Origin of the sequence: Chryseobacterium sp. BGARF1 (assembly GCF_001677955.1) — a bacterium.
Taxonomy (GTDB): Bacteria; Bacteroidota; Bacteroidia; order Flavobacteriales; family Weeksellaceae; genus Chryseobacterium.
Window position 1 is genome coordinate 1 of record NZ_LELA01000112.1, and the last position, 16,152, is coordinate 16,152.

Annotated in this window: 17 protein-coding genes, 1 tRNA gene and 1 other RNA gene; 10 read left to right on the forward strand and 9 right to left on the reverse strand. The window is 33.5% G+C overall.

Annotated elements, in window-relative coordinates:
- Window positions 1–30: 30 nt before the first annotated feature.
- The 4 genes from AB671_RS19520 to rpsU all read right to left on the reverse strand — a co-directional run bounded on the left by AB671_RS19520 (window position 31) and on the right by rpsU (window position 1,664).
- Window positions 31–104, reverse strand: a tRNA-Thr gene (locus AB671_RS19520).
- Between the two features lie 107 nt (window positions 105–211).
- Window positions 212–502, reverse strand: coding sequence for an HPF/RaiA family ribosome-associated protein (locus tag AB671_RS19525; RefSeq protein WP_066680572.1), 291 nt, complete (start codon window positions 500–502; stop codon window positions 212–214).
- A complete protein-coding gene (locus AB671_RS19530) occupies window positions 499–1,386 on the reverse strand; it encodes a tyrosine-type recombinase/integrase (RefSeq protein ID WP_066680574.1) in 888 nt (295 codons plus the stop codon). Before AB671_RS19530 ends, AB671_RS19525 begins: the two co-directional genes overlap by 4 nt.
- Window positions 1,387–1,466: 80 nt before the next feature.
- Complete coding sequence (gene rpsU, locus AB671_RS19535; RefSeq protein WP_034723363.1) at window positions 1,467–1,664, reverse strand: 30S ribosomal protein S21; 198 nt, start codon at window positions 1,662–1,664, stop codon at window positions 1,467–1,469.
- 148 nt (window positions 1,665–1,812) lie between these two features.
- On the opposite strand from rpsU, the gene ssrA reads away from it, so the two are divergent.
- Window positions 1,813–2,214: a transfer-messenger RNA gene (ssrA, locus tag AB671_RS19540) on the forward strand.
- Window positions 2,215–2,535: 321 nt separating this feature from the next.
- On the opposite strand, the gene AB671_RS22540 is transcribed toward ssrA, so the two are convergent.
- Window positions 2,536–2,700, reverse strand: coding sequence for a bacteriocin-like protein (locus tag AB671_RS22540; RefSeq protein WP_185114119.1), 165 nt, complete (start codon window positions 2,698–2,700; stop codon window positions 2,536–2,538).
- A 458-nt stretch (window positions 2,701–3,158) separates the two neighbouring features.
- On the opposite strand from AB671_RS22540, the gene AB671_RS19545 reads away from it, so the two are divergent.
- Genes AB671_RS19545 through pyk form a run of 5 tightly spaced genes read left to right on the forward strand, consistent with a single transcriptional unit; the run spans window position 3,159 to window position 7,340 of the window.
- The gene (locus AB671_RS19545) at window positions 3,159–3,398 is read left to right on the forward strand and encodes an acyl carrier protein (RefSeq protein ID WP_002976354.1); all 240 of its coding nucleotides are present in this window, start codon (window positions 3,159–3,161) and stop codon (window positions 3,396–3,398) included.
- A 33-nt stretch (window positions 3,399–3,431) separates the two neighbouring features.
- A complete protein-coding gene (fabF, locus tag AB671_RS19550; protein ID WP_066680576.1) occupies window positions 3,432–4,676 on the forward strand; it encodes a beta-ketoacyl-ACP synthase II in 1,245 nt (414 codons plus the stop codon).
- A 10-nt stretch (window positions 4,677–4,686) separates the two neighbouring features.
- Window positions 4,687–5,451 carry a ribonuclease III gene (gene rnc / locus AB671_RS19555; RefSeq protein ID WP_066680577.1) on the forward strand — a complete coding sequence of 255 codons (765 nt, stop codon included), beginning with the start codon at window positions 4,687–4,689 and terminating at the stop codon, window positions 5,449–5,451.
- Window positions 5,429–5,902, forward strand: a complete 474-nt coding sequence (locus AB671_RS19560) for an IPExxxVDY family protein (RefSeq protein ID WP_066680579.1) — start codon at window positions 5,429–5,431, stop codon at window positions 5,900–5,902. Before rnc ends, AB671_RS19560 begins: the two co-directional genes overlap by 23 nt.
- Window positions 5,895–7,340, forward strand: a complete 1,446-nt coding sequence (gene pyk, locus AB671_RS19565) for a pyruvate kinase (protein WP_066680581.1) — start codon at window positions 5,895–5,897, stop codon at window positions 7,338–7,340. Before AB671_RS19560 ends, pyk begins: the two co-directional genes overlap by 8 nt.
- A gap of 62 nt (window positions 7,341–7,402) precedes the next feature.
- Here pyk and AB671_RS19570 read toward each other — a convergent pair whose 3' ends face one another.
- The 4 genes from AB671_RS19570 to hutI all read right to left on the reverse strand — a co-directional run bounded on the left by AB671_RS19570 (window position 7,403) and on the right by hutI (window position 12,229).
- Window positions 7,403–8,695, reverse strand: a complete 1,293-nt coding sequence (locus AB671_RS19570) for an aldehyde dehydrogenase family protein (protein ID WP_066680582.1) — start codon at window positions 8,693–8,695, stop codon at window positions 7,403–7,405.
- A 275-nt stretch (window positions 8,696–8,970) separates the two neighbouring features.
- Window positions 8,971–9,885, reverse strand: coding sequence for a formimidoylglutamase (gene hutG / locus AB671_RS19575; protein WP_066680583.1), 915 nt, complete (start codon window positions 9,883–9,885; stop codon window positions 8,971–8,973).
- Window positions 9,886–9,894: 9 nt separating this feature from the next.
- Window positions 9,895–11,001: a DUF695 domain-containing protein gene (locus AB671_RS19580; protein WP_066680584.1), complete on the reverse strand. Its 1,107-nt coding sequence runs from the start codon at window positions 10,999–11,001 to the stop codon at window positions 9,895–9,897.
- A 1-nt stretch (window position 11,002) separates the two neighbouring features.
- A complete protein-coding gene (gene hutI, locus AB671_RS19585) occupies window positions 11,003–12,229 on the reverse strand; it encodes an imidazolonepropionase (protein ID WP_066680587.1) in 1,227 nt (408 codons plus the stop codon).
- Window positions 12,230–12,518: 289 nt separating this feature from the next.
- On the opposite strand from hutI, the gene ruvB reads away from it, so the two are divergent.
- The 4 genes from ruvB (at window position 12,519) to coaE (ending at window position 15,878) form a co-directional block, all read left to right on the forward strand.
- On the forward strand, window positions 12,519–13,541 hold the full coding sequence (gene ruvB, locus AB671_RS19590; RefSeq protein WP_066680588.1) for a Holliday junction branch migration DNA helicase RuvB: 1,023 nt from the start codon (window positions 12,519–12,521) through the stop codon (window positions 13,539–13,541).
- Between the two features lie 192 nt (window positions 13,542–13,733).
- Entirely contained in the window at window positions 13,734–14,345 is a 612-nt protein-coding gene (locus AB671_RS19595) for an FMN-binding negative transcriptional regulator (RefSeq protein ID WP_066680590.1), read from the forward strand.
- A 26-nt stretch (window positions 14,346–14,371) separates the two neighbouring features.
- Window positions 14,372–15,238, forward strand: a complete 867-nt coding sequence (locus AB671_RS19600) for an MBL fold metallo-hydrolase (RefSeq protein WP_066680592.1) — start codon at window positions 14,372–14,374, stop codon at window positions 15,236–15,238.
- 4 nt (window positions 15,239–15,242) lie between these two features.
- Complete coding sequence (gene coaE / locus AB671_RS19605) at window positions 15,243–15,878, forward strand: dephospho-CoA kinase (RefSeq protein ID WP_066680594.1); 636 nt, start codon at window positions 15,243–15,245, stop codon at window positions 15,876–15,878.
- Window positions 15,879–16,152: the final 274 nt, after the last annotated feature.

Sequence of the window (16,152 nt, forward strand, 5' to 3'; positions counted from 1 at the left end):
GAATCTCCCCAGATATTTTATATTAAATTGAGCCTCCAGAGGGACTCGAACCCACGACCTGCTGATTACAAATCAGCTGCTCTAGCCAACTGAGCTATGGAGGCAAAATTAAAAAGATTTCAAAAGATCGATGTTCTTTTTTGCGTTTGCAAATATAGAACAGATTTTTTGAAATCTCAAACTTTTTATGAAAGTTTTTTTACTTTTTTTATTAAGCTAATTCTTTTTTCTTGATTAACAGTTTCTTAGCCGCATCAACGCATAGGTCTAAACTTTCTTCAAAACTCAATGATGTCTTTTTTACGACAATATCATCACCTGGAACAACCAAAATCAATTCGGTGGTTTTATTTATTTTGTCTGTATTGTTCTCAACTTTCAAAAAAACTTTACATTCCAGAATTTTGTCATAAAATGTACCTAGTTTACTTACTTTTTTGTCTACATGTGACTCTAGTGGTTCGTGTGGAGTTAAGCCGATTGCTTGTACTGAAATCTTCATAATTCTTCTTTTTTAATTGCTCTTGGATGAGCTTGATTAAACACTTTTTTCAACTGTTCAATATTGGCATTCGTGTACACCTGTGTGCTTGCAAGACTTGAATGGCCTAATATTTTTTTAACTTTTGATATCTCTGCCCCATTGTCTAAAACATGCGTCGCGAAGCTATGCCTTAAAATATGAGGACTTCTTTTTTGTTTAGAAGTTACAAGACTAAGGTACTTATTAACTACTACATAGACAAATTTTTCTGTAAGTTTTTTTCCCTTTTTATTGATAAAAAAATAAGACTTAAATTCCTCTTGTGGTTTTCGTATCTTACAATAGTCTTTAAGCAAAGAACTCAAATTTTCAGAAATAGGTATATATCTTTCTTTATTACCTTTTCCTAAGATTTTCAATTCATTTCCCTCTAAGTTCACACGTTCAAATATTAAGCCACAAAGTTCAGATTTCCTCATTCCTGTTTGATATAAAATTTCAACAATAGATATTTCAAGCAAATCTTCTACATTAGAAAAAACATCATCCTGTAAGACCTCCATTTCTTCCTGAGAGATGGGAATTTGCTTTTCGGGATAAAATTTTAATGAAGATATACTATCAACGGGAGAAACTTCAATTTCACCGAGTTTTAGAAGAAATAGATAAAAACTGCGAAGCGTAGAAAGCTTTCGGTTAACCGTTCTTTTGGAAATACCATTTTCACTGAGCTCAACAACAAAATTTCTTACTATCTTTTTATCTACTTTCAGTAAGTCTTCTGAAGATTCGGTTTTAAGATAAAAAGAATAAAAATCGTCAAGATCTCGGCGATAACTTATAATGGTATGAGGCGAATACCTTTTTTCAAACTGTAAATAATCTAAAAATTTATTTCTCATTTTGATAAGTATAAAAACAAAAATCACTTCTCAAATATAACTATTTAAGAAGTGATTGAATATGTGTTTAAGAAAATTTCTTAAGCTTGCTCTTCCTTGCTTAATCCTCTTTGCTTATAAGCTGCTTTCAGCCTAGATTGTCTAAGAGTTACAGAAGGCTTAATAAAAGCTTGTCTAGATCTTAGTTGACGAACTGTACCAGTTTTGTCAAATTTTCTTTTATATTTTTTTAACGCTCTGTCGATAGACTCTCCGTCTTTTACTGGAATTATTAACATATATTACATCTCATTTTGGATTGCAAAACTAAAGGTTTTTTATGAAACTACAAAATTATCTCGCTTTAAATTTAAATATTTTGCAAAAGCTAAATTAAAATGAATTTAGGTTGAACAAAAAAAACGTATATTTGCACTACTAATCTATGGGGTTGACTGGTTTCGACAGCAAGATCAATGGGTAAGTAAGCATGCAGAGAACCGTAGCGCGATCTCTTTAATCCCTTGCTACAAAATTTTAACTGGCAACGAAGAGTTCGCTCTTGCAGCTTAATATCGAAGTATAGTAGATCAAGCGTTTTCCCGAAGATTTCAGTAGGGAAGCAAGATGTCTCACAAATGCTCTGTTCTGCGGCGTTTGATTCTGGGATATAGTAATGCAGAAATAAGGTTTTGGAAGCTTCGGCCAAGACTCGAAAACTTTAGAAGATAAGGTATAAGTTGGGTGTTTGCTCTCTGCTTATATTCGAAAACCAATAGCAAAATAAGCATGTAGAAATCTTATGTATTGCTTGTTTGGACGAGGGTTCGAATCCCTCCAACTCCACTTAAACCGCCTAAAATAGGCGGTTTTATTGTTTTTGGCCACATTCGTACTCTCTCATGACAATCTTAATTCTAATACTAGACATTTAATCATCACTCATCAACAACCTTCTAAATATTCCGTTTTTTATTACTCACTTTTACAAATAGAATACTTTCTTTATTATTTCTTGATTTCCAGATATCTTTTCGTGTTTCAATCTTAATTTTTCTATACACCTCCCTCTTAATATTCAAGAAAGAAAGCATATTAAGTAAATAAAGCAACAAATTTTAACGATTAAAAAAAACGCTCTTTTGGAGCGTTTTTCAAATTTAGTCTAAATTAAATAGAATTATCAGGACATTTAAAATCATCGCTGCAAGTTGCACAAACTACAACACCATCGCAATAATACATGCAAAAATCAGGTTCTGGTAATGATTTAACACCACCTGCACCCTTAATTGTTTTTAATTGATCTTTTCCTAATTTTTTCAAATTTTTCATATTATTATTTTTAAGATTTTAATGATATAATAAAGATAGTTAAAACATAAATACAATATGATTTAACTATTAATAAAATTTCATATTATTAACAATCAAAGCTTCGATTGTTCCTTCATCGCTCTAAGTGCAACAAAACAATACGATAAAAACATAGTATTCATAGTATTTTATTTACTTTTAAAAATAAATAGAGCCTATAAATTATTGAATTATAATAATTATCTTATCTCTTTTATTGTTTTCAATTCTAAAATATTTCAAAACAGTCATCTTTACATATTAATATATCAAGATGGGGGAAAAATTAAACCAAAAGATAAAACCCTGATTACGAAAAGACTAAAACTTGATAGAATAAAATTACATTAGACTCACGACAAAAAAGTTTAAAAAAATGTTTTATCGTAAAGAATTTTATATATTTGCACCATCTAACAATAAAAAAAAAATTTACTATGTCAGACATTGCATCAAGAGTAAAAGCTATCATCGCTGATAAGCTTGACGTTGAAGAAACAGAAGTAACTCCTGAGGCTAGCTTCACTAACGATTTAGGAGCTGATTCTTTGGATACCGTTGAATTAATTATGGAATTTGAAAAAGAATTCAACATTCAGATTCCTGATGATCAGGCTGAAAAAATTACTACTGTAGGTCACGCTATCGCTTATATCGAAGAAGTAGTAAATAAATAATATTCTTCAACAAAAGAAATTTAAACAAAGTTTATGGAATTAAAAAGAGTAGTTGTAACTGGTTTTGGCGCAATAACACCCGTCGGTAATAATGCGAATGAATACTGGGAAAGTCTTGTAAAAGGCAAGAGCGGAGCCGCTCCTATTACTCTTTTTGATGCCACAAACTTCAAAACTAAGTTCGCTTGTGAGGTGAAAAACTTCAATCCATTAGATCATTTCGATAAGAAAGAGGCTAAAAAAATGGATAGAAACACCCAGCTTGGGCTAGTTGCTGCGAGAGAAGCAGTAAGCCATTCAAGAATCATGGAAGATAATGTTGATAAAAACAGAGTCGGAGTGATTTGGGGGTCAGGAATTGGTGGTTTAGAAACTTTCGAAACCGAAGTTTTGGGTTGGGCAAATACAGACATCCCAAGATTTAACCCATTCTTTATTCCTAAAATGATTGCGGACATTACACCGGGGCATATCTCTATAGAATATGGTTTCCACGGTCCCAATTATACTACAGTTTCTGCTTGTGCATCATCTGCCAATGCGTTAATTGATTCCAAAATGCTAATTCAGCTCGGTAAAGCAGACGTAATCGTTTGTGGAGGGTCTGAAGCTGCTGTTACAGCAAGTGGCGTTGGAGGATTTAATGCAATGATGGCACTTTCTACAAGAAATGATAGTCCTACTACAGCATCAAGACCTTTTGACAAAGACAGAGATGGTTTTGTTTTGGGTGAAGGAGCAGGATCTATCATACTTGAAGAGTACGAACACGCTGTGAAGCGTGGAGCAACAATCTATGCAGAATTATTAGGTGGTGGTATGAGTGCAGATGCACATCACATGACGGCACCTCATCCTGAAGGTCTAGGAGCTTATTTGGTAATGAAAAATTGTCTGGAAGATGCAGGATTAACTACTGATGAAGTAGATCATATCAATATGCATGGTACTTCTACTCCATTAGGAGATGTTGCAGAATCCAACGCAATTTCAAGATTATTAGGTGAGCATGCTTTTGACATTCAGATTAATTCTACAAAATCAATGACTGGCCACCTTTTGGGTGCAGCTGGTGTTATTGAAGCGATTGCTGCCTTAGGAACTATTATTCATGGTATTGTTCCTCCTACAATCAACCATTTTACTGATGATGAAAACATCGACAGCAGATTAAATTTTACATTTAATGACGCTGTAAAAAAAGATGTAAAAGTAGCCATGAGTAATACTTTTGGATTTGGTGGGCACAATGCTTGCGTTCTTTTTAAGAAAATCTAATTATTACTGAATGGAGTTACAGAAATACTTTTCTAAATTCCTTATCAAAAAAAGAAAAAGACAACTTACAGAAAGAGATTATTTTCTGAGCACAGAACTAAATAAAATTTTAGGGATTGAGGTTCAAAATGTCAATTTTTATCGTGAGGCTTTTTCAATTAAAACTTCTTCTAAAAATCAGGAAAGCAATTACGAAAGGCTTGAATTTTTAGGAGACGCTGTTTTGGGTACAATTGTTTCGTGCCATCTGTTTCAAACTTATCCTAAAGCTAATGAAGGATATATGACACAGATGAAATCTAAAATTGTAAATAGGAAAAATCTAAACAAATTAGGGGAAGATTTAAAGCTTACCGATCTTTTACAAAAAAACAATCATGCTGTTGCTTTAGGAGAAAACATTTCAGGGAATCTCTTTGAAGCGCTAGTTGGTGCTGTTTATTTAGATTTCCATTACGAAATTTGCAAAAAAATCGTTTTGGATAGGCTTCTTACGCCATCAGAAATCAATAAGCTTGAAAATAAAATTGTAAGTTATAAAGGTCTTTTGCTGGAATGGAGCCAGAAAAAGAAACTGAGTATAAAGTACGAAACTTGTGAAGAAATTCAGGTTAACAAGTCGATCGTCTTCCGATGCCATGTGTGGCTGGGAAGCGAAAAGATTTCGAATGCCACAGAAACTTCAAAGAAGAAAGCAGAAGAAAAAGCTGCACAGAGAGCATTTTATATTTTAAATAAAAAAGAAAATATACTTGGAAATCCAAAAACTTTATGATTTAGATGATATAGAATTTGAAGATATTGCCATCGCTTTGGTAAGATTAGTCAAACATATACCAGATCACGAGTTTTTTTTTAAAGTTAATCAACACAACGATTTAAAGTTTTCTAGAATAACAGACCTTGTCTATCATGGGTCTCATTACGATTTTTATTTTCCCAGGTTTGAAGCTTATCACAAGTATTCTAAAACCAGTTTTACATTCATTTCCAACAAATCTTCAAAAAGTAATCAAAAAAAATTACAAACTGAGCTCTTCTCAGAAGAAGAAAACATTAAATTTTTATTAATTAATCATCCAGATGTAGAATATATTCTGCATAGTTCGGAACAGTTTCCTGATTTTTCCGTAATTTTGCTGGCTGAAAATCTTGCGTTTCCAATTCAAGATTACAATCTGAGTTCTGAAGAGGAGCTCTATCAAATAATACAGTATTATGAATAAGTATTTAAAGAAGACAAAAATTATTGCAACACTAGGACCTGCTTCATCTTCGAAGGAGGTAATGTTAGGATTGATGAGAGCGGGTGTTGACGTTTTTAGAATAAACTTTTCTCATGCCGACTATGATTTAGTGCGTTCCAATATAAACATCATCAGAGACCTTAATAAAGAATATGGTTATTCGGTAAGTATTTTAGGAGATTTACAAGGTCCAAAGCTAAGGGTGGGTGTTGTAAAAGAAGGTTCATACCTTAACCCTGGAGATGTTCTTACCTTTACCAACGAAAAAATTGAAGGAGATTCTACAAAAGTTTACATGACTTACCAGCAGTTTCCTCAGGATGTAAATGTGGGTGAAAGAATCCTTATTGATGACGGAAAACTAATGTTGGAGGTTATTGAAACCAACAAAATAGACACCGTAAAAGCAAAAACAATTCAAGGAGGACCTTTGAGTTCTAAAAAAGGAGTAAACCTTCCTAACACAAACGTATCGCTTCCGGCTCTTACTGAAAAAGATATTCAGGATGCCAATTTCATGATGGATATGGAGGTTGACTGGATCGCTTTATCATTCGTTCGTCACGCTCAAGATATTATCGACCTAAAAGAGCTTATCAAAAGGCATCCAAACGGAAAATTTAAAACTCCGATTATTGCAAAAATAGAAAAACCTGAAGGTGTTAAGAACATCGATGAAATTCTATTGGAATGTGATGGTTTAATGGTTGCTCGTGGAGATTTGGGTGTAGAAGTTCCTATGGAAGAAGTTCCTGCTATTCAGAAAAACTTGGTTGAAAGAGCAAGATTCTTCTCAAAACCTGTAATCATTGCCACTCAAATGATGGAAACAATGATTAACAGCTTAACTCCTACAAGAGCTGAAGTAAATGACGTTGCCAACTCTGTATTAGACGGAGCTGATGCGGTAATGCTTTCAGGAGAGACTTCTGTGGGTAGGTATCCTATTCAGGTTGTTGAAAATATGGCGAAAATTGTGAAGAATATCGAAATGACTTCTTTTTATCAGAACAAAAATGAGCCGCTGGAAAAAGATTACAACTGTATCGACGAACGTTTCATTACAAACAGAGTTTGTCTTGCAGCAGTAAGAATTGCAAAAAGCACTAATGTTGCTGCAATCGTAACTTTAACAAGTTCTGGTTACACAGCATTCCAGTTATCTGCACACAGACCAAACTCACACATCATTGTTTACAGTGGAAACAAGAGAGTCATTACAATGCTTAATTTACTTTGGGGAGTTCGTGCATATTATTACGATATGAACAAACCTACTGACGAAACCATCATTCAGGTAAATATGTTGACGCATAATCACGGATATATTGAAACAGGAGATTTTGTGATTAACATCAATGCAACGCCGTCTTATGAAGGTGGCAAAACAAATACTTTAAGATTAACAACAATTTAATTATTGTTTTTGATATAAATGAAATCTCCCGAAAATAATTTTTCGGGAGATTTTTTTTATGTCTATTTTCCTAAGATCGTTTTCGCCGTCACAAACTCTTTTAAAGCCAATAAAGAAAGCTCAGTTCCATATCCTGAAGATTTGGTTCCTCCAAATGGAAAACGCGGGTCAGAACTCGTCATTCTGTTAATATTGACCGTTCCGGATTCTAAATTATCAATAAAAAACTGTTGGCGTTCTTCATTTTTCGTCCAGACTGCATTTGATAAACCAAACGGAATATTATTCGCAATTTCTAGCGCTTCTTGATTATTATGAGCAATCATCACCATTCCTAAAGGGCCAAATAATTCTTCCTGTAAAATAGGGTTTCCCTCTTCTACTCTAATCAATCCCGGAATAAATTCATTTTCAGAAATTCTTTCAAGAGGAATAATTACTTCTGCACCATGATCTAAAGCTTTTTGATATTGTTTTTCAAGATCATCTGCAAGATCAGGTCTTGCCATTCCGCTTAATTTTGTTTCTTTAAATTTAGGATCAGCTGGAATATATTTTTTGTATTCTTCAATAAATATCGGAAGAAAATCAAATTCTACCTCTCTTTGAATAATGAATCTTTTTGCAGCAACACAAGTTTGCCCACAATTTTGTAGTCTTGCCAAAGCTCCTACTTTTGCAGCTTCATTTAAATCGGCATCTTCCAAAACGATGAAAGCATCACTTCCTCCCAATTCAAGCAAAGATTTTTTGATATTTTTTCCTGCTGTTGCAGCTACTTCAGCTCCTGCTTTTTCACTTCCAGTAAGACTTACTCCTTTAATCGTTTTATGTTCTAAAATTTCTTTTACTTCACCATGCCCTACTTCAAGATTCTGGAAAACTCCTTCAGGAAAACCAGCTTCAATAAAAACTTTTTCAATCGCATTTCCACTTCCAAAGCAGATGGATGCATGTTTTAAAACTACTGTATTTCCTGCCAAAATTGCAGGTGTGGCAAATCTTAAAACCTGCCAAAAAGGAAAATTCCAAGGCATTACTCCTAAAATTACTCCTTTTGGAACGTAATGAATTTCTGAAATTTTGTATTCTGACTTTATTTTTTCCGGACTTAAAATATTTTCAGCATCTGCATAATAATTCATCATTAAAGCAGACTTCTCAACCTCAGAAATGGCTTGAGAAATGGGCTTATTCATCTCCTCAGTAATTAATTCACCAAAAACCTCAGCTTTATTTTTAAAAATTTCAGCAGCTTTTGCAATAAGTTTCTGCTTTTCTTCAAACGGAACTTTTTTCCATTCCTGAAAAGCTTGGTCAGCTTTTAACAGCTTGTTTTCTATTAAATTTTCCATGTTAAAAATTCCATTTTTAAAGATTCAAGAATTGTGAATCTTCTGCTTTTGGATTAAGCATTTTTAAGGCAACAAATATTGTTCCTTATATCGTATTTAATTAATGATAAATTCTATGAATTGTATTTATTACAGCTAAGAGAATTTTAAATTTAATTCAGTAAAACTAAATTAATAATGATTAAAAATATTCTTCTCGTATATTAAGAGAATTGAGCAGATTTTTTTGACTTATAAAATCTGCTTAATTTGCTAAATCCGCGAGAGTGCACATTCTAAATCATAAACCATTCATTGGCCAAACTTGCAGCCAATCTTGCAGTATGATCCTGAATATCAAGACTAGGATTTACTTCTGCAATATCCAAAGCAATTAATTTTTCATTTCTAAGAATATGTCTGTACAAATGCATAAATGCAGCATCTGCAAAAATCCCATTGTAAGCCGAAGCAGAAACTCCCGGCGCAATTGAAGCGTTAAAAACATCCATACAGATTGTCACATAAAGAAAGTCTACCGACTCTACCAATTCATTGACTCTTTCATAGACCGAAGGAAGGTTTTCAAAAAACAATTCATCCGCCAAAATATATTTCATTCCAAACTGATGAGCAGTATCGAAAAGCTTTAAAGTATTAGAATTTCTTTGGATTCCGATGTGTAAAGAATTGATTTCACCTTCCTGAGCAATTTGCCAAAACCCAGTTCCTGAGCTTGCTCCTACTCCATTTTCAAGTTGTCTGTTGTCAAAATGAGCATCAAAATTAATAATTCCGATTTTCTGTTCTGGAAAAGCCGTTTTTACCCCTCGATAATGACCAAAAGTAACTTCATGACCACCTCCCAAAACCAAAGACCTTCCACCTTTTAGCAAAACTTTAGAAACATTTTTCGCCAGTTCATTCTGAATATTTTCAAGATTTCCGTCTTCACAGGTAATATTTCCGAAATCAAGAAGTGAAAAATCCGGACGGATCACCGGAAAATTAGCCATATTTTTTCGGATAACATCAGGAGCATCTTTTGCACCTTGTCTTCCTTTGTTTCTGCGAACGCCTTCATCCACGGCAAATCCGTGTAAAACGAAATCGTTAGTTGAAACAGCGTCGTAGTTGCTCTCTGCTTTTACTCTTTGAAATATTCTGTGATAAAGTAATTCTTCACCGTCTAATCTTCCTTGCCAAATCATGATTTTAATTTAATTTTGATTTACATTATAGCGTTCAAAACTCTGCCAATATTTGTCTTTATAAATTTCGAGTGTCATTTTATATTCAGGGTAATCATCTATTACCTTTTTTAAAACTTTTGAAGGTTTCCTGAAATCTTTACTTGCAAAATAACTTTCTTTCAGGTTATCTGCATTTTCTCTTCCAATATATAGATGACCATCTTCAATTTTCAATTCTTCAATGATCTTTTCCTCGAGATTGCTTAATTTCTCGTAATCTTCTTTTTCCGGAAGCCCATTGTTATAATCACCATTATACTGAACTTTCAAAATAGAGATCCACGGATAAGAAGCTTTCGAATCGTAGGTTAACAAAGAAGTATTGATTGCTGCAATAAGAGGTGCACCGTTTTTTAGGGTTGCTTCAAAAACAGAAAACTGATCTTCTTCATCAAAGTTTTTCACATTTTTATATTTTTCTGTAAATTCTCTTTCTCGCCAAGATAAAAAGTCTTTCAGTTTTGTAATGGGAACCAAATCTTTTTTAGCATCGTTTTTTCCTATTACATTAAAAGTATCAATTTGAGTGGCAAAATTTAGTTCTCCTAAAAAATTATCGAGAAAAACACAAACTCCGGTTATTGTGGTATCTTTGGTTTCTTCATTTAAGTTTTCATAAACCAAAGTGATGTCGATCTCGTCAGGGTAGCCTTCGATCTCATTTTCGTAAAAGAAAATATTTTCACTTGAAAACTTCTTACCATCCATTTCAATTCCACTTGTGAGATTCATTTCTGGTTTTAATGCTGTAAATTTCCAATGATCAAGTTGGGGAGCTTCTGCAATAATCTCTTCTGCAAAAACTATATTTTTAATATCTCCTTCTACCGTGATGATCAATTCTGCAATAGAGTCATCACTCATCCCTGCAAGAAAATAAAATCCACCATTGATTTCCTTTAATTTTGGAGCAATGTTATCAAAAAAATCACTTTCGATATTATTCTGGGTTTTTATAACTTCAAAAAAAACTTTTTCTTTAGTTAAAAACCAATCCCAAAAATCTTGGTAAGTTTTAACCTCAGCTTCTTTCTTTGCTTCATTTTTACCGAAAAATTTATCGAAAATTCCCATATTATTTTATTTTTATTCCACCGATATAAACATTCTCTGCAGTCAAGCTTCCCTGATTGTACAGAACGTTCTGAAAATTATTGGTTTTATAAGTTACAAAATCTGCCTTTAAGCCTTCTTTTAAAATCCCTCTGTCTTCTAAATTTAAAGCAAAAGCCGAACGGAATGTCATTCCTGCCAAAACTTCAGCAGTTGTTAATTTCTCAAATGTTGCTAAAATTGAAGCTTGCGTAATTAAATTCCCCATTGGGGCTGATCCCGGATTCCAATCACTTGCAATGGCGACAATGGCTCCTGCATCTAATAATTTTCTTGCCGGAGTAAATTTTTCACCTAAACCTAAGCTCGCTCCTGGCAAAGCTGTGGCTACTGTATTTGATTTTGCTAAAAACTCAATATCTTCATCAATTGTTGCTTCCAAATGGTCTGCAGATTTTGCACCTACTTCAACGGCAATTCTTGAACTTCCCGGTGTAAACTGGTCTGCATGAACGGTAATTTCGAAACCTAAGTCTTTAGTTTTAAGTAAGAACTCTTTACTTTCTTCCGGTTGGAATGCTGATTTTTCAATAAAAATATCAACCCGTTTTGCAAGGTTTTCTTCTTTTACTTTTGGTAAAATTTCGGTTAAAATATAATTTAAATATTCTTCGTTGCTTCCTTCAAAATCTCTTGGTTTCAAATGTGCTGAAAGACAAGTCGGAACTAAAGTTGCCTGAGTCTTTTCCTGTGCTCTCTTAATTATTCTAAGCATTTTAAGTTCGTTTTCGACATCCAAACCATAACCGCTTTTTACTTCAATGGTTGTAATTCCAAGAGAAATTAAAAAATTAATTCTTTCTAATAAAGTTATCAACAATTCTTCTTCTGAAGCCTTTCTGGTATGCTGTACCGAACTCCAGATTCCGCCGCCACTTTCGGCAATCTCAAGATACGTTTTCCCTGCATTTCGCATCGCAAAATCGTTGGCACGGTTTCCACCAAAACAAATATGAGTATGAGAATCTACAAACGCAGGAAGAACAATCTGCTCTCCTTCAATGGTTTCGATTTCTATATTTTGATTTTCAGATCTTAAAGTTTCAAAATTTCCGATTGAATGAATTTTATTTTCATTAACTAAAATTCCGCCATCAACGATAATTTCAATTTGTTCATCAGAAAGTTTTCCTCTTAACGGAAGGTTGGCAAGTGTTACAACTTGCTTGAAAGGGCCTATAAGTTTCATTTATTTAGTTTAAAAGCTAGCTACTTTGCTTTTAATATACTTTGCTTAGATTCCTACGGAATGACAAAAAGAACGTGTAATTTGTCATTCCGTAGGAATCTAAACAATATTAGAAGCTAAGTAATTTTTATATTTAAAATTTTCTCTCTCAAAATTACTTAAAATATATCAATCTTGTAAATGATAAAAGGTCGAGCGTACAATCTTAACCTAAACCTTAACCTCAGCCTGAAATTAATCTAAATCTTAACCTAATTTTCCTATCTTTACGGTAAATGAAACTGAATTAATGCCCGATTTTTTACATCCAGATAAAGACAATTATTCGCACGAAGAGCTCATTCAGGAAGAGCAGATTCGTCCGCAGAGTTTTAAGGATTTCGCAGGACAGCGAAAAACCTTAGAAAATCTTGAAGTTTTCGTTACCGCTGCCAAAAGACGTGGTGGTGCGCTCGATCATGTTTTGCTTCACGGTCCTCCCGGATTGGGAAAAACAACTTTGGCCAATATTATTGCGAATGAACTTGGCGTAGGCTGTAAAATCACATCCGGCCCTGTTTTGGATAAACCGGGAAGTTTAGCTGGTTTACTAACCAATCTGGAAGAAAACGATGTGCTTTTCATTGATGAAATTCATCGTCTTTCACCTGTTGTGGAAGAATATCTGTATTCTGCGATGGAAGATTATAAAATCGATATTATGCTGGAAACCGGTCCAAACGCAAGAAGTGTTCAGATCGGATTAAATCCTTTTACATTGGTGGGAGCAACAACCAGAAGCGGAATGTTGACCAAGCCTATGTTGGCAAGATTTGGCATTCAAAGCAGATTGGAATATTACACCATTGAACTTTTATCAATGATTATCATCCGAAGTGCAAGAGTTTTGGGTGTGAAAATTTATGAAGATGCTGCGATTGAAATTGCAAGAAGAAGCCGTGGAACTCCGAGAATTGCCAATGCACTTTTAAGAAGAGTCCGTGATTTTGCAGAAATTAAAGGAGATGGCGAAATCGAAATAGGAATCACCAAATATGCTTTAAATTCTTTAAATGTAGATGAATTTGGGCTAGACGAAATGGATAATAAAATTATGCGTGTGATGATTGAAAATTTCAAAGGAAAACCTGTAGGAATTTCAGCTTTGGCAACATCTATCGCAGAAAATCCTGAAACATTGGAAGAAGTTTATGAACCGTTTTTAATTCAGGAAGGATTTATTATCAGAACTCCACGAGGAAGAGAGGTTACTGAAAAGGCTTATAAGCATTTGAATATTGCGATACCGAGAAATCCGGGAGAACTTTTTTAGTTTAGGGTTTTGAGTTTAATGTTCAACGTTTTTAACCGCAAAAGTCACAAAAGATTTCAACACTTAAGTTCTTTAAGTTTTAATTAAACTGAATATAAGAGCACTTAAGCTTTTAAAAATCTTTGATTTTCATTTTTGAGAACTTATTAATTTTAAACTTAAAAAAGCTTTTGTGATAAAATAAAAAACAATATGTATATTCCTAAGTTATACAAAAGTGAAGATTACAATTTGATGAAAGAGATCATCAGAGAAAATTCTTTTGCTTTATTAATTTCCTCGGTGGATAAAATTCGTGCGACTCATTCTATGATGATGCTGAATGAAGATGATCCGGAAAATATTTATATTGAAACTCATATTTCAAGGGCAAACCCGCAAGCAAAAACGTTAAAAAACGGCGATGAAGTTCTTTGTGATTTTTTGGGAGCACATACTTACATTTCCAGTAGTTGGTACGACCATATTAATGTTTCAACATGGAATTATGAAGCAGTACAGATCTATGGAAAAGTTGAGTTGATGACTCAGGAAGAACTTTACGATCATTTGGAAAAACTGACTTATAAATATGAAAATTTTCAGCAATGCCCAATGATGGTGAAAGATATGGGAAAAGAGTTTGTAGAAAAAGAAATGAAAGGAGCTTTTGGTTTAAAAATTATTCCGACTGAGATTTTTATTAAACAAAAATTATCTCAAAACAGAAAGGAGAATGATTTCCAAAGTATTATTTCGAATCTTGAAAAAGGTGATACAAATGGAAAACAAATTGCCACCAAGATGAAACAATTGAAAAAATAAACAACATTATAAAAACCTAATATTATATGAAATTATATCCTATCCAATGTGGGAAATTTAAACTGGACGGAGGTGCCATGTTTGGGGTCGTCCCAAAGAGTTTGTGGGAAAAGACCAATCCTGCAGACGAAAGAAACTTAATCGAACTAGGAACCCGCTCTCTTCTTGTAGAAGACGGAAAAAAATTAATCTTAATTGATTGTGGTCTGGGAAATAAGCAGGATGACAAGTTTTTCGGTCATTATTCGCTTTGGGGAGATGACAATTTAGATAATAATTTAAAAAAATATGGTTTTGTAAAAGAGGACATCACCGATGTTTTCCTTACTCACCTTCATTTTGACCATTGTGGTGGCGCTATTGAATGGAATGATGATAAGTCTGGTTATAGACCAGCTTTTAAAAATGCACAATTCTGGACCAATGAAAACCATTGGCAATGGGCAACCGAACCCAACGCTAGAGAAAAAGCAAGTTTTTTAAAAGAAAATATTCTACCTATTCAGGAAAGCGGGCAATTGAACTTTTTGCCACTTCCTTCCACCGGAAACTATGGCTTTGCACCAGACTTGAAAATGGATGTCATTTTTGTTGACGGTCATACAGAAAAACAAATGTTACCTGTGATTCAATATCAGGAAAAAACGATTGTTTTTGCAGCTGATTTAATACCTACAGCAGGGCATATTCCTCAGGTTTATGTGATGGGTTATGATACAAGACCATTATTGACGATAGAAGAAAAAGCTAAGTTTTTGAAACAATGTGTGGACAATGATTATCTCTTATTTTTTGAGCATGATGCGCACCACGAATTGGCAAGTTTAAAAATGACTGAAAAGGGAGTTCGTCTGGATGAGACTTTCAGTTTTAATGATGTTTTTGGATACTAATATTATGGAAGAATTGTATTCAGAAAGTCAAAAAAGTGAACCTGATTCGAAACCTGCGCCCAAAATCATTGGTTTAACTGGCGGAATTGGGTCCGGAAAAACAACTGTTGCAAAATTTATTGAAGAGTTTGGATTTCCCGTGTATTATTCGGATGATCGTGCAAAAGAGATTGTAAATGACAATGAAGATTTAAAGCTAAAAATAAAAGAGCTTTTAGGAAATGATTCCTATGACAAAGACGGGGTTTATGACCGTAAATTTGTTGCAGAAAAAGTTTTTAATGATAAAGAATTACTTCAAAGTCTTAATGAGATTATTCATCCCGCTGTTCGCTTAGATTTTGAAGACTGGGTAAAAAAACAAACCAAGTATTTAGTATTTAAAGAGACCGCTTTACTGTTTGAATTAAAACTTCATAAGCAATGTTATCGGTCTGTTTTGGTGACTGCAGAAGATAATATCAGAATAAAAAGAGTGATGGATCGGGATGGAAAAACCTATCGTGAAGTACAATCTGTGATGGAAAAGCAAATGTCTGAAAAGGAAAAAATAAAATTGGCCAATTGTATAATTTATAACAATACCAATCTTGATGACCTTAAAGATCAAACTGAAAGAATAATTTTTGAGATTGAATAAATCTAATTTTTTTGTTCGCTTGTCTATATTTATTTTGCCATGAATGCATAAATATGGATAAGTAAAATATGAAAAACTTTCGTTTTTTTTTAGTTTATTAATTTAAAAAAACTGATAGCACAGACATTTTAACCAAATAAAATCCCGCTGAAATTTCTTCAACGGGATTTTTGTAAAGCTTTAGATAAAAAAATAAGCTCTCATTTCTGAGAGCTTATTCTATTTAATAAATTGGTTATTCTTTAATGAATTTTCTCTGAGCTGTGCCCTGAAC